The organism is Ehrlichia ruminantium str. Welgevonden (genome assembly GCF_000026005.1).
In the GTDB taxonomy this organism is placed as follows: domain Bacteria; phylum Pseudomonadota; class Alphaproteobacteria; order Rickettsiales; family Anaplasmataceae; genus Ehrlichia; species Ehrlichia ruminantium.
In genome coordinates this window covers 1,309,335-1,333,600 of the sequence record NC_005295.2, presented here as the reverse complement: position 1 = coordinate 1,333,600, position 24,266 = coordinate 1,309,335, and the positions used below count along the sequence as shown (strand labels likewise).

Here is a 24,266-nt window from a genome sequence, read left to right as displayed (position 1 = left end):
TGACGTTATTTATATTATTAAGTATTGTCTCTGTTGTCAGTAAAACCTAGTATGACTGTTGTCGAGTGATACAGATGTGTGTAAAATTATGAGAAAGTTTAAGTTGTATGTCATTTTACAATAATATCAATAATTGCGCATAACTAACATTTTGTGTTAGTTAATAAGTAGATAATGAGTTATTAGTGGTATTTATTATTATTAAATTGGTAGATGAGTATAGTGGGGTGGTAATAAAATTCACAAATCTAACAGTTATTGATCTAAGGTATGCATTGATTTATATTTGTTGTGTTTTTTTAAATTTGTGTATTGTGATTATCAATCTAGATTAAGTAACTATTACATAATGTAGAAAACATGTCTTGTAATATCAATATAGTATTAAATCTTGTACATGTATTACTAGGTATATATTATTGGATGTAGATTAAGCTCATGTATTTTATATTAATCAGGTTATAAAAATCTTTGAACTTGATTTAGCATAGGTAGTGGGTATAAACAACTTGTGCTACTGATTATTACTTGAAATATATAAGAAGTACATTACTCATATAATGTCACTGTTATATTTTTAACTATGTTACATATTACCACTAGATATAGAGCGATATATTTAAAATATGTATAATATAAAAACTGTTATAAGCAAATGTGTGAATAATATTACCTAATTATTCTGGTAGTAATGTTGTGTGTAATAAACAAAGCAATCTTTTGTTCACATATATATGTGTTTATTGTTACAGTTGATAGTTATATATTGTGTATACTTAGGTAGTGTATAAAAATATCTTTATGATAATTTTTAGTACTGTGTGATAGTTAATACTGATAGCTAGATTGTTAATGTAAGAATTTCACTCTAAAACACAATGATAGCCTATCTAATATTATTTAGATTAAATACTAGTACTCAATTTTAAAAAGAAGCTAACGTTTTATTATAGTTGAAGTTCCTTCTAATTTAACATCCAAATCATACGTGTCATGATATATTAAAGTCAGTAATTTTTATACTGTATTCAAGTAGTATTAGTAGTGTGTTATTGCTGTAAAAATTTAAACTAAAGCTATTTATGATTAATGCTATTATTACTATAGTAGATTATTTGTGTTATCTTAATAGGAATACTAGTTTACTATTATGTACATATAAATTGTGTACATATATAATATATGTTAAAACTAATAATTTTTCATATTATATTCAATATGGTATGTTATTGCTGTAGACAATTAAAATTGTAGAAGGATGTTTATTTATACCGATGATTAACTCAGTAAATAAGATAATAGTTACTGATGTTATTTTAATAACATGCTAGTATGGCATGATTAGAATAAATAAGTAAAACATTTATAACATATCAACTGTGATTTTATGCAGCTGAAATAGTATAACGATACATTATGCACTGGACTAATAGATTAATACATTACAATGCACATGATCCTATATCATACCTATATACCCCGTCTGGCCAATCTAATAAATCTAAAGCTGCATATGCTTGATGTTTTGCACTAGCTAGATTTTCACCTTGTGCTACGATATTAAGCACTCTACCGGCATCTGATACCCAATTATCTCCATCTTTTCTGGTCCCTGCATGTAATAGCTGGATATTAGGTAGTTTTTCAATTTCCTCTATTCCCTTAATTATAGAGCCCTTCTTGTATTCTCCTGGATATCCACGACTAGCCACTACTACACATAGAGCAGCTTTTTTATTTAATTCCACTGATTCATTACTTAGTTTTCCTTTTGCTGTAAGTGATAAAAGTTTTAGAAGATCAGAATTTAAACGTGGTAAAATTGACTGTGTTTCAGGATCACCAAAACGAACATTATATTCAAGTAATTTAGGTTCATTTTTCTTTATGATTATACCGGCAAATAATAAGCCCCTAAACTGTATATTCATGTTAAACATTGCTTTGATAGTAGGGTATATTATCTTTTGAATTATGATATATTCCATTTCTTGTGTGATAATGTTTGGTTTGGAATATGATCCCATACCGCCGGTATTAGGTCCTTTATTATGATCTCCTATAGTTTTGTAATCTTGTGCAACTCCTAGTATTATTGGATTAGATCCGTCAACTAATGTAAAGAAACTAATTTCCTTGCCTTCAAGAAATTCTTCAATAATTACAGCGTGTCCTGCTTCTCCAAATTTATTGCCTAATAACATTGCATTTACAGCATTATGAGCTTCTTCATGTGTATAACATATGATAGTTCCTTTACCTTGTGCGAGTCCATCTGCTTTTACTACTAAAGGTAACTTCTGTTTATCAATGAATTTACAGGCTGGTCCTACATCAATAAAATAACCATACTTTGCTGTAGGTATTCCATATCTTATACATAATTCTTTTGTGAAACCTTTTGAAGACTCGAGACGAGCTGCAGCTTTCGATGGACCAAATACAAGTATTCCTTCCTCTGTTAGTGCATCTGACAAACCATTCATTAATGCTATTTCTGGGCCTATGATTACTAAATCAATTTTCTCTTTCTTACATATCTGGATTACTTCTATGGTATTATTGACATCTACATCTATTATTTCTGCTAAATTTTCCATTCCTTCACGTCCTGGTGCAATAAATAGCTTGTTTAATAGTGTGGACTTGCGAATGCTATGTAACATTGCATGCTCACGTCCACCGGAACCAATTACCAATACATTCATTAGCATGCTCCTTTAGTTTATGTGTACTTGTGAATTCTAGTATCAATCTTGTGGTTGTCAATAGTATTAATGAGTGTACCTTTTTATACAAGGATGTGCGTAAAAATTGCTTGTCTCAGACAGATCTTTATGTTTCAATAAGTTTTAATTTTTATATTATATAGTATAGGTGATTAATTATGTATCACTTGAAGGTTTTTAAGAATATATTAGTTCTGATAAGTTGCCTTTTTATTGTTAGTTGTGCTTTCTTGAGTAAGGAACGTGTTGTAAAATCTGTTGAAAATAGAACAGCGGATGGAATATATGAAAGTGCTTTAAAGAAGTCTAGTAATAAACAGTATAAGGATGCTGTGAAAGATCTTGAAGAAATAGATAGTCTATATCCATTCTCTCCAGTAGCTATTAAAGCTCGTATTATGATGTCATTTTTAAATTATGAATTAGAAAATTATTCACGTGCGGCAACTTATGCAGAAGATTATATAAATCTATATCCTGATAGTGAGGATATAGATGTTGCGTATTATTTACGTATTATGGCAAATTACATGCAGATTAATGATATAGACCGTGACCAAAGTGTTGCATATAAAGTTTCAGAATTATTAGATGAATTTGTACGTTTGTTCCCTAATTCTCAGTATTTAGAAGAAGTGAACTTAAGATTAAACATGGTGCATGAGCATATTGCGGCAAAAGAATTTTCAATAGGTAAATTTTATTTACAACGTGGAGAGTATGTTGCTGCTATTAGAAGATTTAGTACTATCCTGAAGCGTTACAAGAATACAAGATATTTTCCAGAAAGTGTCTATAGAACTGCTGAAGCGTATTTATCTCTAGGAGATAAGGATGCTTATAAAAAGTATATATCTTTACTACAGGAATGCTGTGTAGGTAGTGAGTGGTATGTATTGTCCCATAACTAAAAAAGACTTTTCGGTAAAATGGGTACTCAATGAATATAGAGTACGTTCTGTATAAAGGGTGTGGTATTTAATTGTAGTGGTATACTTTGCTTGTAGATAGGTAAAGATACTTATAAGAAAATGTGTATTTATTATCGGAGATCTTTTGTAGGTAATATGTATTATCACAATATGGCAGGGTATCTGTTGTATCAAGTGTCGATATATAATATGTTAGACATTCGTTGTACCGCAAGTATATAAGACATCACTAACTTTATGATTTTTCAGTTATATTTTATTTTTTGTGATACTAGTCTGTGTAATAACTTGGTTATTAATTATAAGTTTTGTTTTGAAACTACTATTATATAGTACTTTATAGTATAACCAGATACTGTGTGATATTAGTTCATATAATTGATCAATTTAATTGATACTTATTAAGTGGTGCAATATAAGAAGCTACTGTTTTTTTATATGTAGTTGTTATATAGGTATTTATCTGTATATGAAGTTTCCTTATATTGACTTATGAATACATTTTAATGTTTTATTGTATTAAAAATAGGATAATGACTGTAAATTGTACATTAAAGCAGTTGCATAATTTGTGATTTGTGTATTTTCTATATTTTATATCTAATTATGTAGTTAATGAAAAGTACTGTAAACAAGAATGCTTTGATATGTACTAATTTTATGATTAATCTATTACAATAGATAATATAAGTATATAGTTTGTTATTATTTTTTGTGTTGTAACATTACTGTAAGCTAAAAACTAGAAAGCATTATGCAAGTAAATAAAATGAAAAGATAGATGATTGAATACGTGAACATTACTCTGTAATGATAAGAAATACTTGATTTAAATACTTGAAAAGCTTGTACTACAAACATTAATCCAAGTGGTATTGCTGTTATTTCATATAACACTGGGTCTTTTAGGAAAAGCCCTGGTAATAACGTTATTGGGAATAGCAGAATACTATAGACTAATATATGAATTTTAGTAGTAAATATTCCATGTGTCACTGGTAACATTGGTATTTTTGCTTTTTCATATTCATGATAGTTTAACAATGATAATGCCCAAAAGTGTGGAGGAGTCCACATAAAAATAATCAAGAACAATACTAAACTTTCTATAGAAATAGACCCAGTAACAGATGTCCATCCAATGATAGGTGGTAATGCTCCTGCAGCTCCTCCTATTACTATGTTTTGTGGCGTTCTTCTTTTGAGATACATTGTATATACATAGATATAAAATCCAATGCTAATAGCTAGAAGTATACCGGATATGTAATTTACTGCTATCATCATTATTGTTACTGATATGAATGACAATACCAGTCCAACTTCAAGAGCACTAGATCTGGAAATTTTTCCAGCAGGTATAGGGCGTGTTTTTGTTCTTGTCATTAGTGCATCTATATCACTATCATACCACATGTTTATTGCTCCAGCAGCTCCAGATCCTAATGCTATACATAGTGTACTAATTACTGCAATTAAAGGATGAATGTTACCTGGAGCGATTATTATTCCTGTAACTCCTGTGAGGACAACAAGATACATAATCTTTGGTTTAAGCAAATGCCAATAATCTGATATCTCATGTATTAATGGTAACTTCATAGTACTGGATTGTATTCCCATATTTAATCAACCTTTGGAATGTCTTCAAAGGTATGGAAAGGTGCAGGTGATGGGATTGTCCATTCTAATGTATCACCTCCCCATGGGTTGCTGGGGGCTGCTTTGCCTTTTTTTAGAGTATGGATTACAATATAAATAAAAAACAATGCAGATAAGAATGATAGTCCTGCACCTACAGATGATATATAGTTCCATGGTATGAATGCATCTGGGTAATCTGGAATACGTCTTGGCATGCCAGATATTCCTAAGAAATGTTGTGGTAGGAATGTAATATTCGTTGAAAGAAAGGTTAACCAAAAATGTATTTTACCTAAGCATTCATTATATTGTTTTCCTGATATTTTTCCTATCCAGTAGTAAAATGCAGCAAAAGCTGCAAATAGTGCTGCGATTGACATGACATAGTGAAAATGTCCTACTACATAATATGTATCATGTAGTGCTTTATCTATACCACCATGTGAAATTACAATTCCTGTTACTCCACCTATAACAAATACAAAAATAAATCCTATTGAAAAAAGCATGGGGGTTTTAAACTCTATCTGTCCTCCCCACATGGTTGCGATCCAACTAAATACTTTCACACCTGTCAGAACACCTATTAACATAGTAGTAACACTAAAGTATGTTACTGTTTCTGCACTAAGCCCTACAGTGAACATGTGATGAGCCCATACCACTGCACCAACTGCAGCAATACCTAGTAATGCTAACACCATACCCAAGTATCCAAAAACTGCTTTGTGTGAAAAAGTTGATACAATTTGACTGATTATTCCAAACGCAGGAAATATAATTATGTATACTTCTGGGTGTCCAAAAAACCAAAATAAATGTTGAAATAGTAGAGGATCTCCTCCACCAGCAGGATCAAAAAAACTTGTTCCGAAGTTTCTATCTGTTAAAAGCATTGTAACTGCTCCACCAAGAACTGGAATTGTAACAATTAACATAAAAGATGTTAATAATACAGTCCAGACAAATAATGGCATTTTTAAGAGTGTCATACCAGGAGCACGCATATTGAATATTGTGACAATAAAGTTAATTGCACCGATAACTGATGAGGCTCCAGCAACATGAACTGCAAATATTGCTACATCTACTGCTGCACTTGGATGAGAATTTATATATGATAATGGTGGATATAAAGTCCAACCTGTACCTGCACCTTCTCCTATAAATACAGAAGTGCATAGTAAAATTAGTGATGATACTAATAACCAAAAACTTACGTTATTAAGACGCGGAAATGCCATATCTGGAGCTCCTATAAGTAATGGCACAAACCAATTACCAAAGCCTCCAGTTAAAGCAGGCATAATCATGAAGAATACCATGATTAATGCATGACCTGTTACTATAACATTGTATAACTGATAGTTATTGTCTAACACATTAATATGTGCAAGTTGTAATCTTAATATGAGAGAAAAAAACCCTCCTACAATACCACCTATAATAGAAAAAATTATATATAATGTACCTATATCTTTATGGTTTGTTGAAAACAACCAACGTTTTATTCCTTGTGGTATGTGTTCACTACTCATGTATACCTCTATAGCTCAAGCGTCTTTTCTTGTATCCATTTGTCAAACTGCTCCTTTTCAACAGCAACGATTACTATTGGCATGAATCCATGTAATCTACCGCAAAGTTCTGAGCATTGACCGTAATAAGTTCCTGGAGTTTTAATGTTAAACCATGCTTCATTCAATCTACCTGGAACTGCATCAATTTTTATTCCTAGTGCTGGGACAGCCCAACTATGTATTACGTCAGCACTTGTTACTTGCAATAAAATATTTGTATTGATTGGTACAACAACTCTATTGTCAACTTCAAGTAATCGTAATTCACCATCTTGTAAACTACTTGATTCTTTCATGTAGCTATCAAAAGAAAGATTCTTATGGTCTGGATAGACATATCCCCAATACCATTGATATCCAATTGCTTTGAGTGTCATTTCTACATGAGGAATTTTTTGTTGATGCCTAATAAGTTTAACATTACTTATGGTGAGAAATCCTACAATTATTAGGGGAATTAATGTCCATAATATTTCTAAAGCAGTATTATGAGAATTTTTCGTATTGAACACTACTTTTTCTTCAGGTTTTTTCCTGAATCTTATGATTACATATGTCATTATGGTAAAAACTACAAGTGTAACTATCGACATGACAATCATAACAAAGTTATGTGACTTTATGATGGATTCCATTATATCTGTTACAGGAGTCTGAAAACCCATTTGCCATGGTGTAGGTGATGATGCAAATGTGCTAAAAGAAATAAATAGACAGAAAAAAAAGATAATAAGTCTTAACATAACACTACATTATTAATCATTTTATCTTTATCATTTTGATCGCAAAAATGCAATAATTTTATGCTATTTAATTTATCTAAAAATGTCTTTAATAATCTAATATTAAGTTTAGTATAAAATAAATGCTAAAGGGTTTTTAAATATTTAATAATAGGAGACTGAGAGTAGTTTCCTAATATGAAATTAATTAATTATGCTAATATTCTAAACTTAATTTATAAAAAAATATATAATTCTTATGGTTTTTAATATTCAGATAGTAAAATTAGACTGTTGTCAGCTTTACAATAACTGTGCTAGATATTTCAGAATATTAGTAAAATTTAATCTTATACATCAGACTATCTGGTACTATTTTTCATAAAATTGCTGTAGTGGTGTTAAAAATTAATAATATTAAGATTGTAGTTGTTATACTTTAAGAGTGTTAGGTGAACTATGCTGTATTTATCGAGTTGCGAGTGTATTGTGAAATTATATTTGTATATTACTTGAGATTATATTATTTATACTTGTAAAACATTATTAATATAATTTTGTCAAAACTACTAATCAGAGTACAGTAATATTTTAAGCATTATTTTGAAATGCAGTATTTTATTAAGTAACTACTAGAATTTGAGATTTTATAGGTAGTATACTATACTTTTCTAAGTCTAATGAGTCAATTTTGGTATATTTGATAGTTGCTGTTTTTTTTACATAATTAATGGTACTACTATTCTGTGTTTATAGAGTATTATCATGAGTTTATTAAAAACTACTAGCTAGATGACAATAATTTTTTTAACTTGTTGTATGTAAGTTTGATTGTGAATCAAGTTTGAAGCTAGAGTGTAAATATTGTGTTGCTAGTTGGCCATCTTTTCTTAATACTAGTACGCTAATTTTAATTTCTGAAGTAGTAACTGCAAGTATTGTTATATTATTGGATGTCAGTGTGTCGAACATTTTATACGCTATGCCAGGATGAGAAATCATACCAACTCCAATCACTGAAACCTTTGCAACATCTGGGTTGATTATTAATTCTTCATACATAAGTTTATCTTTTATTTTGATTAATAGTGTTTCTGTTATGGATAAGTCTTCTTCTGGTATTGTAAATGTTATATCGTTTGCATTGTTATCCATATTCTGAATAATCATATCAACATTTATGCCATTGTCTGCTATGATACTAAATAATGTAGTAATACCAAATAGAGCTCTAACTTTTTTTAACGTAATACTTGCTGTGTTACTATTATATGTAATACCAGTGATTAACTGACTTTCCATTTCGATTTCTCCTTTTTTACATAATATTGTTCCTTTTATAGAATTGAATGTAGATAATACATGCAGCTTTATATTATATTTCATTGCTAATTCTACTGAACGTACTTGTAGTACCTTAGCTCCAAGGGAAGCCATCTCGATCATCTCATCATATGCGATATAATCTAATTTACGTGCTTTTGGTACTATGTTAGGATCTGATGTGTATATTCCATCTACATCTGTGTATATATAGCATAGATCTATTCCTAATGCTGCAGCGATAGCTACTGCTGAAGTATCTGATCCTCCTCTGCCTAGTGTTGTAACTCTGTTTTCCTTATGCATTCCTTGAAATCCAGCGATTATAGCAACGTCATTATTAACTAAGAAATCTTGTAATGCAGAGGTATTGATTTCCATTATTCTTGCTTTGGTATGATCATCAGTTGTTACTATAGGTAATTGCCATCCTAACCATGACTGTGCTTTAATTCCTAGTTTTTGTAGAGCTAAGGATAACATACCACATGAGATTTGTTCTCCAGAGGAAATAATCAAATCATATTCCGATAGTTCATTATAGGATTTTACATCGGAAATTTCTTTTATTTGGGAAATAATGTTATCGGTAAACTTACCCATAGCAGAAACTATGACTACTACTTTATGGTTACTACAAACATCTTGTTTGATTATTTCTGTTACTTGATTAATACATTTAATATTTTGTAAGGAAGTACCACCAAATTTTTTTACTAGAATCTTAGTCATTGCTATATGCTAGAAATATTTAAGTCCTAAATATAAGCGATTTTTTGTATGTTGCAAAGTTGTAATATTGATAAAATAAGGTCTGTAATAGTATACTTCATAATATCTTTTTTCTTTGTTTGATTAAATAAAGATTTGGTTTATTATGAATTGTCAATGAATACATCATTAGTGAAATTGATGTGTTTATACTATAGATATAATGTATTGTTATGAGATGTTACAATTAAAAGTTCACTTGTATTGATTTCTATAAGCATACTGTATCTAGTATAGTATAAATGTGTATTATATCCTCTAAATGGAATTATTGTGATATATTAATTGTTATTATTCAGAAGTGATATTGTTGTTTTATGAGAAATATATATGTGACTACTCCTATTTATTATGTTAATGATGTTCCACATATAGGGCATGTCTATACAACTTTAATATCTGATATTATTGCAAGGTTTAAGCGTCTTGATGGTTATAATGTAAAGTTTATTACTGGAACTGATGAACATGGTCAGAAAATAGAAAAAGCAGCTGCAAAGGCTAATAAATCATTAGTGGAGTTTACTGATCATGCTAGTGCTATTTTTCAACACTTGGCAGGTGTTATGAACTTTAGTCATGATGATTTTATTCGTACAACGGAAATCAGGCATAAAAAGGCAGTTACAGGATTATGGAGACGTTTATATAATTATGGAAAGATATATTTAGGTAATTATGCTGGATGGTATGCAGTTAGGGATGAAACATTTTACCAAGAGAAAGAGTTAATTGATGGCAAAGCTCCTACTGGTGCTGAAGTAGAATGGGTAGAAGAGCCGAGTTATTTTTTTCGGTTATCTCATTTTCAAGAAAGGTTATTAGATTTTTATGATAAACATCCGAATTTTATTATACCTAAACATCGTTATAATGAAGTTATCTCTTTTGTTAAGTCTGGATTGAAAGATATTTCTATATCACGACAAAATATTTCTTGGGGGATAAGTGTACCGGAGGATGATAATCATATTATTTATGTATGGATTGATGCTTTAACAAATTACTTAACAACTCTGGGGTTTCCTGAGATTAATAGTAGTGAATATAAAAATTATTGGGTTGATGAAAATAGTACAGTTGTTCATGTAGTAGGAAAGGATATATTGAGATTTCATGCAGTATATTGGCCAGCTATTTTAATGGCTGCTGAGTTACCATTGCCTAAACAAATTTTAGCACATGGTTGGTGGACTAATGAAGGACAGAAGATTTCCAAATCATTAGGAAATGTGATTAATCCTTTTGAATTAATTGAAGAATTTGGTGTTGATCAGGTTAGGTACTTCTTAATTAAAGAAATGCCAGTAGGTAATGATGGTGATTATAAGAGAAGTAGTATTATTAATTGTATAAATTGTGATTTAGCAAATAATATTGGTAATTTAGTACAAAGGACTGTTTCGCTTTTGCATAAAGAATGTCGTGGAACAATACCAAATGTGGCAAGTAGTCTATTTCAGGATGAGGATGCTTTACCAAATTATCAAGAGATTTTGGAAAATGTTAGAATTTGTATTAATCAGTACAACCTTAATGGTATGATACATATTGTAGAAGAATTGTCATCTATAGCAAATGAATATATTGCATTTAGAGCTCCATGGAAGTTATCTAAAACTGATCCTATAGTTATGCAAGCTGTGTTATATAAGTTACTTGAATATATAAGATGTGTTGGATTACTATTGCAGCCTATAATGCCATATTTATCATCTAAAATATTGGATCAGATTGCATTATCAGAGTACAAACGTAGTTTTAATAATTTTGCTGTACCTATAGATACGGGAATAATTTTACCAAAACCTGAACCTATTTTTACAAAAATTATATAATTTTGATAATAGTGTAATAAAATATTGTCCTATATTATTCAATATTTCAAATAATACTAAACGTTATATCAATCAATATAATAGTATACTAATATCGATATTGATAGTTTGTATATGAAAATAGGTAATTATTCTTTCTAGTTTATTATTCTAATGTTCATGTTCTGTATTATTCAAATGTTTCAAGTAATGTTAAAGTTATGTCAATGAATGTAATAGTATACTAATATCAATATTGATATTTGTGTATGAAAATAGGTAATTATTCTTTCTAGTTTATTATCCTAATGTTCATGTTCTGTATTATTCAAATGTTTCAAGTAATGTTAAAGTTATGTCAATGAATGTAATAGTATACTAATATCAATATTGATAGTTTGTATATGAAAATAGGTAATTATTCTTTCTAGTTTATTATCCTAATATTCATGTTCTGTATTATTCGAATATTTCAAGTAATGTTAAACGTTATATCAATGAATATAATAGTATACTAATATCAATATTGATGTTTGTATATGAAAATAGGTAATTATTCTTTCTAGTTTATTATCCTAATATTCATGTTCTGTATTATTCGAATATTTCAAGTAATGTTAAACGTTATCTCAATGAATGTAATAGTATACTAATATCAATATTGATAGTTTGTATATGAAAATAGGTAATTATTCTTTCTAGTTTATTATCCTGATATTCATGTTCTAATTTATCTGTATTAGTAATATGTTGAGATGTGTAAAAATATATTGTTGTATGAGAATGTTCTTCTAAAGGTCTTTGATAATCATTAATGTAATTATTTGCCATATAGTGTTGAGAGTTTGTTTTATATGGAAATTAGTTATTATTTTTTTATTACTTGGTATTAAAGGTCAAATTTGCTTATGCTAGTAATGTATATATAAAATGCTTTACGTGTAATCAATGGTAATACAAAAGTAGTGTATTGAATATTTAGTGATTCCAGATAATCTTAAAAAATTATGTAATAAGTACAGTAATTTATTAGTATGTTATTAGTAATTCTCATTTGTAAAGATTTAGTATTTTCCGATAGTTGATACTTGATAATAATTTAATGATTCTTAATATTACTGTTGAATATAATTGGTAAGAATTTTGAGTGTAATTGTTGTCTAGTAGTTACAAATGTTATATGTAGTTTATTTGCTATAGTTAATAAATGTTCCTGATAGGATCAAGCAATTAATAATTAAAATTGTGGTGTGTATATGTTTATAATATGTCATATAAAAATACATATGAACTACTTGTTTTTTATATAATTTAGATACTGCTACAACTAATTTAACAAAGTTTTATATTGATAACTTGTTTTATGAATACACAGTATAACTATATAAAAATATTATTTACATAAATGTTGCACAGTTTCATTTATAACAGTATTGGTTATTGTGGACAACTGGAAATTATGATTAATACTATACTTTCCATGCGGTATATAGTGTAACTATACCAAAACATAGATTTCTATATCTTGCTTGAACGAAGTTTGAATTCTGTATTTCTTGTATAAAATCATCTTGATATGGAAACGCTTGTATACTGTCTACTAGGTATTGATAAGACGCTCTATCTTTTGCTACTAACTGTCCAATATTGGGAATAACTTTAAATGAATAAAAGTTGTATAATGTATAAAGACAATGGTTCTTTTTTAAAGGGGAGAATTCTAAACATATAAATTTACCTCCAGGTTTGAGAATTCTATATGCTTCATTTAGTGCTAGTTGTCTATTAGAAACATTGCGTATACCAAAAGAAATAGTATAGTAGTCAAATGTGTTGTCGTAGAATGGTAATTGTTCTGCGTTGCCACATACCCATTTTAGATTTAATATGTTTGCATTTACAGCATTATTCCTTCCACGATTTAACATATTGATATTAATATCGCATACAACAATATCTACATCTTTTTTGTAGTTTGCTACCTTTACTGCTATATCCCCAGTACCACATGCTACGTCAAGTAAACTGCCTTTGTGAATACTTTGAACAACTTGATCCTTCCATAATCTATGAAGACCAAAGCTCATGATATCATTCATTATATCGTAACGAGATGCTACTGATGTAAAAACCTGATGGACAAATTTTGACTTTTCCTTCATTGATATCTATATATGCTTATAGTATAAATTTTGACAAATCTAACTGTTTTGAGATATTTTCAAGTTTTTTCTTTACATACTCACTATCTATTACATATGTTTTACCACTATTTTCTGTTGCAGTATAACTAATGTCTTCCATTAATTTTTCAAGGATAGTGTGTAATCTACGAGCACCAATGTTTTCAACTTCTCTGTTTACTGTAGATGCAATATCTGCAATAGTAGATACTCCTTCATCAGTAAAATCAATGGTGATATTTTCTGTTTTCATCAATGCGCAATACTGTTTGAGTAAGCTTGATTCTGGTTCTGTTAGAATTCTTATTAAATCATCCTTACTGAGAGGCTTAAGTTCTACTCTAATAGGAAGACGCCCTTGTAATTCAGGTAATAAGTCAGAAGGTTTAGCTAAATGAAAAGCACCAGATGCTATAAACAAAATATGATCAGTTGTAATAGTACCATATTTTGTAGTAACACTTGTTCCTTCAAGTAGTGGTAAAAGATCTCTTTGTACTCCTTCTCTGTTAACTTCTCCTCTAATCTCTGTACGAGCTGCAATTTTATCTATTTCATCTAAAAATACGATTCCATCATTGCTAGCAAGTTGGAGAGCTTCTTTAACAATTTTATCTTCATCGATTAACTTTTCACTTTCTTCGTTGATTAGTAATTCCCTTGCTTCTTTTACTGTAACTTTTACAGTTTTGAGTTGCTTATTGTTTCCTAGCATTTTGTGAACGATTTCACTTATGTTCATTACTCCAACTTGACTACCTGGTATGTTTGGTACGTCTATTGGCGGTATTGGACTTTTACTTTCTTTAATGGAGATGGAAATTTCAGAGTTTTCAAATTCCCCATTTTTTAATTTTTCTTGAAAAATAGTTTTAGTTTCTTGACTTGCATCAGATCCTATTAAGGCATCTAAAATTATATTCTCTGATAGATCCTTTGCTTTTTTTTGTACAGCTTTACGAAATCTCTCTTTTACTAAATTAATGGCTACATCAACTAGATCTCTTATTATGGAGTCTACATCTCTTCCTACATAACCAATCTCAGTAAATTTTGTTGCTTCGACTTTTATGAATGGAGCTTTTGCAAGTTTTGCTAACCTACGTGCTATTTCTGTTTTTCCAACCCCTGTATGTCCTATCATAAGAATATTTTTTGGGATAATGTCTTCGCGTAAAGGTTCAGGTACCCTGTTACGACGCCAACGATTTCTTAAAGCAATAGCTACAGCACGTTTTGCATCTGCTTGTCCTATGATAAACCTATCTAACTCCTGTGTTATTTGTTGTGGTGTTAATTCTTGAGAGCTATGATCATAAAAATTTATTTCATCTTCTTGTATTGGTGTACTGTGAGTATATGGAATATTTTGTGTAACTTCCTGAGTGTTCATATCACTGCTGTTTTCTATATTGTTTAGTTCATCATTTAAGTTTAATTTATTACTTGGTGTAAGAAACATTTTTAATCCTCTATTTTTTCCATAATGATATTGTTATTTGTATAGATACATATTTCAGCAGCTATATTCATTGCGGTAGTAACTATGTACTCTAAAGTCATGTTTTGAGAAAATTTGTCATTGGATTCGCATAATGCCTTTGCTGCAGCTAACGCATAATTCCCCCCTGAGCCAATAGCTGCAATACCATTTTCTGGCTCTAACACATCGCCATTACCTGATATTACGAGGGATACAGACTTATCAGCTACAATCATCATTGCTTCTAATCTCCGCAAGTACCTATCCATTCTCCAATCTTTTGCTAATTCTACACATGCACGGAGCAGTTGTCCAGGGTGCTTTTCTAGTTTGCCTTCAAGTCTTTCAAAAAGTGTGAACGCATCGGCTGTTGCACCTGCAAATCCGGTAATAACTGTATCATTAGCTAAACGCTTTACTTTTTTTGCTGAATTTTTCATTACAGTATGTCCTAACGACACTTGTCCATCTCCTGCAATAATTACATGGTTGTTTCTACGTATGCATAAGATAGTAGTACCATACATTTTACTATTGTCTTTGTGTTCCATTACTTAAGCTCCTAGTGGTATATAGTTATGATCTGAGAATCCATTTTTACATACATGGTTCCGTTAACATTACCTAGAAAGTGAATTTCAGATACATAGCTAACTACGTATACAATTTTACATCTGAAATTATATACTATATTAATAATACGTGTAGCATTTCTTTTTTTCTGAATATTTTAGGAAATGCTGAAATTTGTAATCTATAACATATTAATAATTATGAAATCATTGTTTACTTGTAACAGAATAATAGTATTCTGACAAACAATTTTGTTAGTGTAGTAAAATATTGCATGTTACTTCTGATAAATTTACATATATTTTACACTTGAATAAAAATAATAATATTTCTGAAATCTATCTTTTTAGTTTTTTGTTATAAGATATAAACCATAACTAACTAAATTCATAATGTTATTATATGATTAAAGCACTATAACTGATTTCGAATGTCATAGTACTGCTTACAATGTAATAAAATATTACATTGCAACTTAGTTGTTGTTCATGTCTAATATGTAGAAATGTTGTATATAATATTTTATGTGAATATCTATAGTCTAATTTAAACACATTATTGTGTTTCTCTATGATAAATGTTATATTATATTGAGGTGTTGGTTTATGTATGAGATTCTTTATTAAGAATGTTTTACTATGACATTGCATCCAGTTATCTATATGTCATAATTTAAATACATTATATGTAATATTTCTATTGTGAATTACAAATGTTGTATAATAGCTTAGAAATGTGTATGACATTATTAACTAGGAATGTTTATCAATATCTTTCATGTAGCTTGAGTTATAAATGTATGTTACAATATTAATACCTAGTTTTAGGTGTAATGGTTGATGTGTATCTTGTAGTGCTATAATTTCTCATTTTCATTACTGATATTAGTATATAACCAAAAAGTTTTTTTATTTGTACGTTTTTAAATGTTGTGTATAATGAAAAAACCGGGGATGGGGTCTATATTACAATAATCATTACACACAATAAAATTTAGTAGTGTATGTGTCATATTGTAAGTATGTGTGTTAATTTAGTGGATAGTCGATCTAGTGATTAATATGATATGTGCTGGTGTTTCTATACTTATTACTAATAACTGATTAGTTAAGTCTGCTTTTATTAGTGTTTGTAAATAACAAGTGTATTGATTAGGTATCATTGAGGTTATGAGTGTTTTATATATTGTCAAAATAAAAAAGTATGCTAGTTTAGTAATTGTGTGACTGTAGATACAGGTTTTCATTATTTAGACATCTGCAGTGGAGAATTTGTCTTACTAATTAATCTGTTAAAAAGTACTAAATTTATTAATTTAATGTGTGGATCTAGTAATTCATTAGTGTAATAAAATGTATAACTGGAAAGCGTTCATAAAATCAACTTATTTTAAGTGTAATAGAGAGTTATTATGTTGGAATCAGAAGATATTCTTTTAGTGAAGGAAGAGGAAGTAATAGAGGGTATACAAAGTGAAGAAGAGGTTAAGGTACCTGAGGATAAAGGAGTAGGGGTTAAAGTATTAGATTTAAGTGAATTAAAGAAGAAGAGTATAGAGGATCTGCTAAAGATAGCAGAAGAGCTGGGTGTGGTCAGTAATGGAAGGATGCTAAAACAGGAAATAATATTTCACTTAATGAAGAAAGTAGTAAATGATGGAGGAGCTGCAATAGGAGGTGGAGTAGTAGAGATATTATCCGATGGCTTTGGATTTTTAAGATCTCCTGAAGCAAATTATGCTGCTAGTAGTGATGATGTATATATTTCAGCAGGACAAATAAAGAAATTTAATTTAAGGACTGGTGATATAGTAAGTGGGGAGATTAGAGCTCCAAGTGAGAAAGAAAGATATTTTACATTAGTAAAGGCACATAGCATTAACTTTACAGATATGGGGAAGCTACAAAGATATGTGCATTTTGATGACCTAATACCTTTATATCCGGAGGAAAGGATACTATTAGAGTGCAATGACCCTATAAGCTTAAGTAAGAAAGATATAAGCATGAGAGTAATAGATATAGTAGCACCATTAGGTAAAGGACAGAGGGCATTGATAGTTGCGCCGCCAAGGGCTGGGAAAACAATAATATTACAGCAAATAGCGCATTCAATATCTGTAAATCATCCAGATATTGAATTAATAGTATTATTAATCGGTGAAAGGCCAGAAGAAGTGACAGATATGTGTAGATCAGTGAAGGGTGAAGTAGTGAGTTCAACATTTGATGAGCCTGGATATAGACATGTACAGCTTGCAGAGATTGTAATAGAGAAGGCAAAGAGAATGGTGGAGCATAGGAAAAATGTTGTAATATTATTAGATTCAATTACAAGATTAGCAAGAGCATATAACTCTGTAATACCTTCATCTGGGAAGGTATTAACAGGTGGGGTAGATTCTAATGCCTTACAAAGACCTAAGAGATTTTTTGGTGCTGCAAGAAATATAGAGAATGGAGGATCATTAACAATAATAGCAACTGCATTGATTGAGACAGGATCAAAGATGGATGAAGTAATCTTTGAGGAATTTAAGGGTACTGGAAATTGTGAAATAATATTAGATAGGAAAATATCAGATAAGAGAGTGTATCCTGCGATAGACATTTCAAAATCTGGTACAAGAAAAGAAGATATGTTAATAGATCATGTGTGTTTAAAGAAAGTATGGTTATTGAGAAGATTATTATCATCTATGGGTTCTGTTGAAGCTATGGAGTTTTTAAGAGATAAGTTATCAATAACGAAAGATAACAATGAGTTTTTCGATATGATGAATAGCTAGTTAGCCGATAGTAAAGTATGGTTTTATATACCTGTAATTTAAGTTATATCTGTCTATAGATATATTAATGTATAACAATTAAATTATATAAATTTTTTATTATAAAATTTGTGTTAAGTAATAATATGTTATCTTGATTAAAAAACATACTATTCTGTCATTTGATATGTGAATTGCATGATTTGTAGTTTTGGTAATACATGAACTATGTTCTATTATATTCTTAATGTGTAAGTAGTAATTATTTAAATATGGTAAACTATATATACTGATTAATATGGTTTTGAATGTAATAGATCTTCTAGTTTGTCATTTTATGTTTAATATGTGAATTATATAATTTGTAGATTAAATAATATTAATAACTGATATATAATCTAGAACTACGATGATGGAGTTCTAATATTAATGAGTATTGCTATACAAGAATATGTATTTAATTAGCTATAGGTTTGTGTATTGAGCTATATACAGTGTTCTAATGCTAATTTGCGATTGAAATTTTTTACTTAACTTACCTGAAATGGATTTGTAATGCTGATATTGTTAAAATTACATATAGTAATTATCTAAAGCTCAAAAATTTATAGCAACTACTATATTTTTAACTAGTTATAAATTAATGATATTTGAAATCATGTTATTCTTTATACATAAACTATATCCTTGTTATATTCCTGGTAGGTGAGTATTGCGATTGGTAGCTATATAACTATGGCTATGCTGTTTTGTATGTAGTACTACTTAATTTATCAATACTGTATTATGTATAAATTATATAATTGTTAGCTTTGGTTATGTGTATCTGTTAAGTAATATCTAAATAATGATTATCCAACATTAGAACTTAATTAGAAAAAATAACTTTTAAGTGTAGTTTAATAATATGAGCATTTATATATAGATTGCGTAGTTTACTCAGAGTGGAAAACAGTTATTTGGTAGGTGTGTATTATTGATTATATCTTATGTATGAATTGTATTAGTTATATATAACTATGTATATATTAGCTAATCTCTAAATAATGATTATTTAACATTGGAACTTAGTTAGAGAAAATAATTTTATTTAAGTGTAGTTTATAATATAAGCATTTATATATAGATTGCGTAGTTTACTCAGAGTAGAAAACAGTTATTTGATAGGTATGTATTACTGTTTTAGTAGTGTATCACGAGCTTCATTTAATTTTTGAGCTAGGTAAGGAGAACCACCTCTGTCAGGATGTATCGATTTCATTAATTTGTGGTATGCTGCATTAATTTGTTCGTGAGTTACACCATTTTGTAGTCCTAATATTTCAAGTGCTTCCTGTCTTGATAGCTTGCTGCCTGTACTTTTAATGTTAGTGTAAGTATTTGCTTCATTTAGTACTCGATTTAGAGTGGAAGTTATAATTTCACTCATGTTTATAATACTGTTTCTTTTGAATAAGAAAAATATAAACAGTGCAACAACTGGCAATACAAATATAACGCCTATTATACAGAATATCACTAAGAAAATAAACCACATACAAATGACTTGATTTAAGTACGGTATACCAATATTATCAGTAAAAGTACTTTTTTGTAAATGGTTTATTATGTTTATACAAATTGAAGACACTCCAAATCCTAATACTCTAAAGTTTATGCCAGGAATTCCTGTTAATAATGGAAAAATTGGTGAATTTACTGATAGTATTACAGCTGAAAGTTCACCTTTTGCTAAAGCACTTTTTGAAATTGAACATATAGTGAGTGTATTTTTTGGAGGTGATTTTATATCAGTTACAAAATCTAGTGATATTGAATGGGATGTTTTAAAGCCAGAAATATTAACTGTAATTATGGATTTCTTAACACTTAATCCAAATGATTCTGTAGAAAATAATGATGAAGAAGATTTACAAGAGTTTTTTGATGCAAAAGATGAAGAAATAGTTAGCAAGATTAAAGAATTAATAGATGATTATATTAAGCCAGCTGTTGCACAAGATGGAGGGGATATAAAATTTAAAGGATATAGTAATGGTATAGTATTTGTAAAATTAAGGGGAGCATGTTCAGGTTGTCCTAGTGCATCTATTACTTTAAAAGAAGGTATATATAACATGCTGACTTATTATCTACCAGATATACAAAGTGTTGAAAGTGTATAAACATAATTAAGTATGTTGTTTATTGATATGTAATTATATCATTGGAGATCTTCTTGTTGAGTTACTTGGGCAGTTGCGGTGTATTATAACTGAAAGTATGGTTTTTATTAGTACTTATTTAAAGTGTAAGATTGTCCTAACTAATGTGAGAAAATTTTATAATTAATTTCCAACTATTTTTGTAGTAATAAAACTATATTCAGTACTGTTTATTGGAAGTGATACTATTAAGTGTTGTAGCATTGGTTGTTATTTATATTGAGTTCTTAGATAATATGAAAATTTAATGTGTGATATTGCTGTAGATTTTTTTATTAATACTACCTCAATAATAAGGTTCTGTGTTGTCATAATATTTTAGTAATATTACATCTCTGTAATATTTAATATAGTTATATATAATATTGAGAGTAATATAGTCTTTTTTAGGTTATTTGATTTAAAGTAGTCATGTTTATCTAGATTAAGAAAAGAAGGTAAATTAATACAAAAGTTTAGTAATAAAACTGGTAGGTATTTATAATAAATGCTGTAGGTTAAGCTCTAGTACAATAAGCTCAAACTAGATTATAGTGCTGTTTATGATACATAACCTAACACTGTTATGATTGAAGTGATATTAATAAGTTACTGTTACATAGAAAGGGTTAGTGTACTTATAAATATTATATGTTGATAAAGTATGTTAAATTAATAACAAAGAGTTTAGTGAAAACTGAATCATGATAATGGTGTAATTCAAATTTTAAGGCAATAGACTTAAAATGAACAATATCATGCTATCAGTTTGTATGTAACTTAATACTATTACGAATTGAATTTATAATATTAATCGGTATTGTACAGATCTACTGTACAATATGTATTATGTCTTGGTACAGAAGATAAATTAACACAAAAGATTCAATCAACACTTAGGAAACCTCACCATAATACTGTAGTTCAAATTTTAAGACAATAAGCTTGGGATACACAATATCACATATTAGCAGCTGGTGTATAATTTAGTACTGTAGTAGTGTTATTGTAATATTAATAGGTCTGTTACATGAACGAACAGATCTGTAATATGTATAAGTTTTGTATATTGAGTAATATATGATTTTTTTATACTGATTTGGTTATTAGAATTTTTATTTAATTTAACTGAGCTCAACTTGTAGTATTGATAGGTGATTTTGTAAATATTAAAAACATATATTTAATTATCTAGAACTTAGAAGTTATAGTAGTTACTATTTCTTTACTAGTTATAAATTTAATAATATTTAAAATCATGTACAGTATTGAGTGATATGATTAATTAATTTGAATATAATATCATTTAATCAAGAAGTAGTTTGTATGTACTTTTAATAATATATATTAATTTTTATTGAAATTCTGAGAACTTTATGTTTTGTTATAGTATATGGAAATGTGATAGTATGGTATTAATGAGTTGTTTGAGTAAATAATGGATTATATTTGTCTTCAAAAAATATGTGTATTTACTTTTACTCTATTCTATATAAACTAGGTTTTGTGTTGAGATCATTATTGTGTGGAATATGTAATATTAATAAATCATAGACAATATGACGCATTAATATAATACCAAATGTACTTGATAATACACAGTTGCTATTTCAATATTAATAATACTTTAATTAAGTGTTAGAGAAATAATATAAGAATATTACTTTCAGGTAATGTAATAGATCAAAAATTATGTAAATACAATTTTCTGTATTGTGTTATTATTTTAATCTTGTCTTGAGTATTAGTGATTATTTTGTTACGAATATATTTCAACATATAACTACGTAAACTGATAAAACTTATATAGGCTATGTTGTTTAGTTTTATTGTTGAAAGAACAAGACATTTGAGTTGAGACTGGGTATTTTTGGTATAGAGGTAATATACCAGTTGATATAATTGTATTAGCTAATCAAGTTTCATATTATTTGTCAACAAGCATGGTTCAGTAGAATATTCAGATATTGTTTCAATAGAAGTCAGATGTGGTGGTACTTTTTTATACTTTTTTCTATTACTTGGCACTACTTTTTTCATTTTTTTTGTTAATACTGTACCAGTTCTTTTTAAAAAATGTTTACTCTTGCCTATCATATTTTTTGTTTTAGATAGTATATTTGGTTTTTTATGGGTTTGGTTATTTTGTGGGTTAATCTGTAATTCTAAAGGTAGTTGTTCTGTTATTGTTGTTTTAGATGGACGAATAGCATATTTTTTCATGTGTGTAATAAAATCTTGAGTAGTAACAGTTTTATTATCTGTAGATGTTTCCAGCTTTCTAAGCTCCTCTATTAATTGTGTAGTGGTATTGTGTTTCCTAAATGTTGTTGAAGTATTTCTGGTATTTGCTAATTTTTCAAAAAAAGGAGCAGTATCTCCATAAGCTATACTTTTTATAAATGTAGACCTTAGATGTTTTAATATATGCATTTCTTCACGTAATCTTGGTATTACAGTAATAGTAATTATGATCTGTTTGATTTTATTGATAATAGAATACCATGGATATTGATATAGTATGAATTTGTATACCTTATTGTACTCAAGATTTACCTTAGTACTTGCCGTTTTAAGTTTTTTGTGTATTGTATGAGCAGTGTGTTTGTCTGGGAATAATTTTAGAGCAGATTGTGTATCTATTGGGTCTGCTTGCATTATGTCTCCGTATATTTTTTTTAATTCATAGGACATTGGTGTACTAGGGTATACGGTTGTATTATTAGTTCTTTTACTAACTCCATAGAATGCTAGTAATAAAGAGATATCATGATTTTGTATAACCGTGCTAATAATCTTCATTGTATTTATTGTATGATGGGTTATATCATAAGTATTTTTTATTGTATTTTTAAATAATTTTTTCAATTCTGGTCTAATATCTGCTTTACATAATTTTTCTGTAAATTTTATATAGATATCGCGTTTTAAACAAGTATGAGAAAGTTTATTATTTGGTTTTGCTTGTATAAGCATTTTGTCTAGTGTGTTATTTAATATTTTATCAATAATGTGTTGTTCACTGGGAAGTAGTACCCTGTTTCCTATAACTTGGTATATTAGGTCTTGATACCAGAGTCGTAATAGTGATACAGACTGTTCTATATTTTCTGTACTTTGTATCTTATTATATAACACATGAGTATAATGTTGTATTAAATGATAATAGCGGGAGTATTCTTGCTCAATAGGGGGTTTACAAGTTTGTGAAATTAATATTAAGAATGGTAATAATGTTTTATGGGATGTATGTGATAATTGCTGCTTAAATTTTGTGTTTAGCAGAAAACTGTGTGTTGTATAAGAGTTAATATGCATTATTATAATACTAAATTTATCACGAGTTATGTTATAATATAAACTAATTTCCTTACAGAGACTTTTTCCATTCTAACATAAAATTAATATATTATTAAGTATTTTAAATAATTTTTTGTATAAATTTATAAATATTAAAATATTATATAAAATGTGTTGTTGTATATAAACTAGACTATAAAATTGTATGTATAAATATAAATTTATAGAATAATATGATTGTAAGTATATTTTAGTCATT

Annotated in this window: 15 protein-coding genes; 4 read left to right on the top strand and 11 right to left on the bottom strand. The window is 28.6% G+C overall.

Annotated features, from left to right (window positions below; all coding sequences use genetic code 11):
- Positions 1–1,442: 1,442 nt before the first annotated feature.
- Entirely contained in the window at positions 1,443–2,708 is a 1,266-nt protein-coding gene (purD, locus tag ERUM_RS04205) for a phosphoribosylamine--glycine ligase (protein WP_044148748.1), read from the bottom strand.
- Between the two features lie 179 nt (positions 2,709–2,887).
- Here purD and ERUM_RS04200 point away from each other — a divergent pair, with 179 nt between their 5' ends.
- Positions 2,888–3,640 (top strand): outer membrane protein assembly factor BamD, encoded by a 753-nt coding sequence (locus ERUM_RS04200; RefSeq protein WP_011155455.1) that lies wholly within the window; start codon positions 2,888–2,890, stop codon positions 3,638–3,640.
- A 756-nt stretch (positions 3,641–4,396) separates the two neighbouring features.
- Here the strand turns inward: ERUM_RS04200 and cyoE are convergent.
- From cyoE to ERUM_RS04180, 4 genes are all read right to left on the bottom strand, one after another.
- Positions 4,397–5,284, bottom strand: coding sequence for a heme o synthase (gene cyoE / locus ERUM_RS04195; RefSeq protein ID WP_011155454.1), 888 nt, complete (start codon positions 5,282–5,284; stop codon positions 4,397–4,399).
- A gap of 2 nt (positions 5,285–5,286) precedes the next feature.
- Positions 5,287–6,843, bottom strand: coding sequence for a cytochrome c oxidase subunit I (gene ctaD / locus ERUM_RS04190; protein ID WP_011155453.1), 1,557 nt, complete (start codon positions 6,841–6,843; stop codon positions 5,287–5,289).
- 8 nt (positions 6,844–6,851) lie between these two features.
- Entirely contained in the window at positions 6,852–7,628 is a 777-nt protein-coding gene (coxB, locus tag ERUM_RS04185; RefSeq protein ID WP_011155452.1) for a cytochrome c oxidase subunit II, read from the bottom strand.
- Between the two features lie 786 nt (positions 7,629–8,414).
- Positions 8,415–9,662: an aspartate kinase gene (locus tag ERUM_RS04180; RefSeq protein WP_011155451.1), complete on the bottom strand. Its 1,248-nt coding sequence runs from the start codon at positions 9,660–9,662 to the stop codon at positions 8,415–8,417.
- Between the two features lie 356 nt (positions 9,663–10,018).
- Between ERUM_RS04180 and metG the strand changes: the two genes are divergently transcribed.
- Entirely contained in the window at positions 10,019–11,539 is a 1,521-nt protein-coding gene (metG, locus tag ERUM_RS04175) for a methionine--tRNA ligase (protein WP_011155450.1), read from the top strand.
- Between the two features lie 603 nt (positions 11,540–12,142).
- Here metG and ERUM_RS04170 read toward each other — a convergent pair.
- The 4 genes from ERUM_RS04170 to hslV all read right to left on the bottom strand — a co-directional run bounded on the left by ERUM_RS04170 (position 12,143) and on the right by hslV (position 15,735).
- Complete coding sequence (locus ERUM_RS04170; protein WP_011256169.1) at positions 12,143–12,349, bottom strand: hypothetical protein; 207 nt, start codon at positions 12,347–12,349, stop codon at positions 12,143–12,145.
- 638 nt (positions 12,350–12,987) lie between these two features.
- Positions 12,988–13,680, bottom strand: coding sequence for a bifunctional demethylmenaquinone methyltransferase/2-methoxy-6-polyprenyl-1,4-benzoquinol methylase UbiE (gene ubiE / locus ERUM_RS04165; RefSeq protein WP_011155449.1), 693 nt, complete (start codon positions 13,678–13,680; stop codon positions 12,988–12,990).
- 16 nt (positions 13,681–13,696) lie between these two features.
- The gene (gene hslU / locus ERUM_RS04160; RefSeq protein WP_011155448.1) at positions 13,697–15,163 is read right to left on the bottom strand and encodes an ATP-dependent protease ATPase subunit HslU; all 1,467 of its coding nucleotides are present in this window, start codon (positions 15,161–15,163) and stop codon (positions 13,697–13,699) included.
- 2 nt (positions 15,164–15,165) lie between these two features.
- Entirely contained in the window at positions 15,166–15,735 is a 570-nt protein-coding gene (gene hslV / locus ERUM_RS04155; RefSeq protein ID WP_011155447.1) for an ATP-dependent protease subunit HslV, read from the bottom strand.
- 1,433 nt (positions 15,736–17,168) lie between these two features.
- On the opposite strand from hslV, the gene rho reads away from it, so the two are divergent.
- Positions 17,169–18,545 carry a transcription termination factor Rho gene (gene rho, locus ERUM_RS04150; protein WP_011155446.1) on the top strand — a complete coding sequence of 459 codons (1,377 nt, stop codon included), beginning with the start codon at positions 17,169–17,171 and terminating at the stop codon, positions 18,543–18,545.
- Between the two features lie 1,153 nt (positions 18,546–19,698).
- On the opposite strand, the gene ERUM_RS05130 is transcribed toward rho, so the two are convergent.
- On the bottom strand, positions 19,699–19,953 hold the full coding sequence (locus ERUM_RS05130; RefSeq protein WP_011155445.1) for a DnaJ domain-containing protein: 255 nt from the start codon (positions 19,951–19,953) through the stop codon (positions 19,699–19,701).
- Between the two features lie 178 nt (positions 19,954–20,131).
- Between ERUM_RS05130 and ERUM_RS04140 the strand changes: the two genes are divergently transcribed.
- Positions 20,132–20,689, top strand: a complete 558-nt coding sequence (locus ERUM_RS04140; RefSeq protein WP_011155444.1) for a NifU family protein — start codon at positions 20,132–20,134, stop codon at positions 20,687–20,689.
- Positions 20,690–22,618: 1,929 nt separating this feature from the next.
- Here the strand turns inward: ERUM_RS04140 and ERUM_RS04135 are convergent.
- A complete protein-coding gene (locus tag ERUM_RS04135; protein ID WP_011155443.1) occupies positions 22,619–24,025 on the bottom strand; it encodes a hypothetical protein in 1,407 nt (468 codons plus the stop codon).
- Positions 24,026–24,266 lie beyond the last annotated feature (241 nt).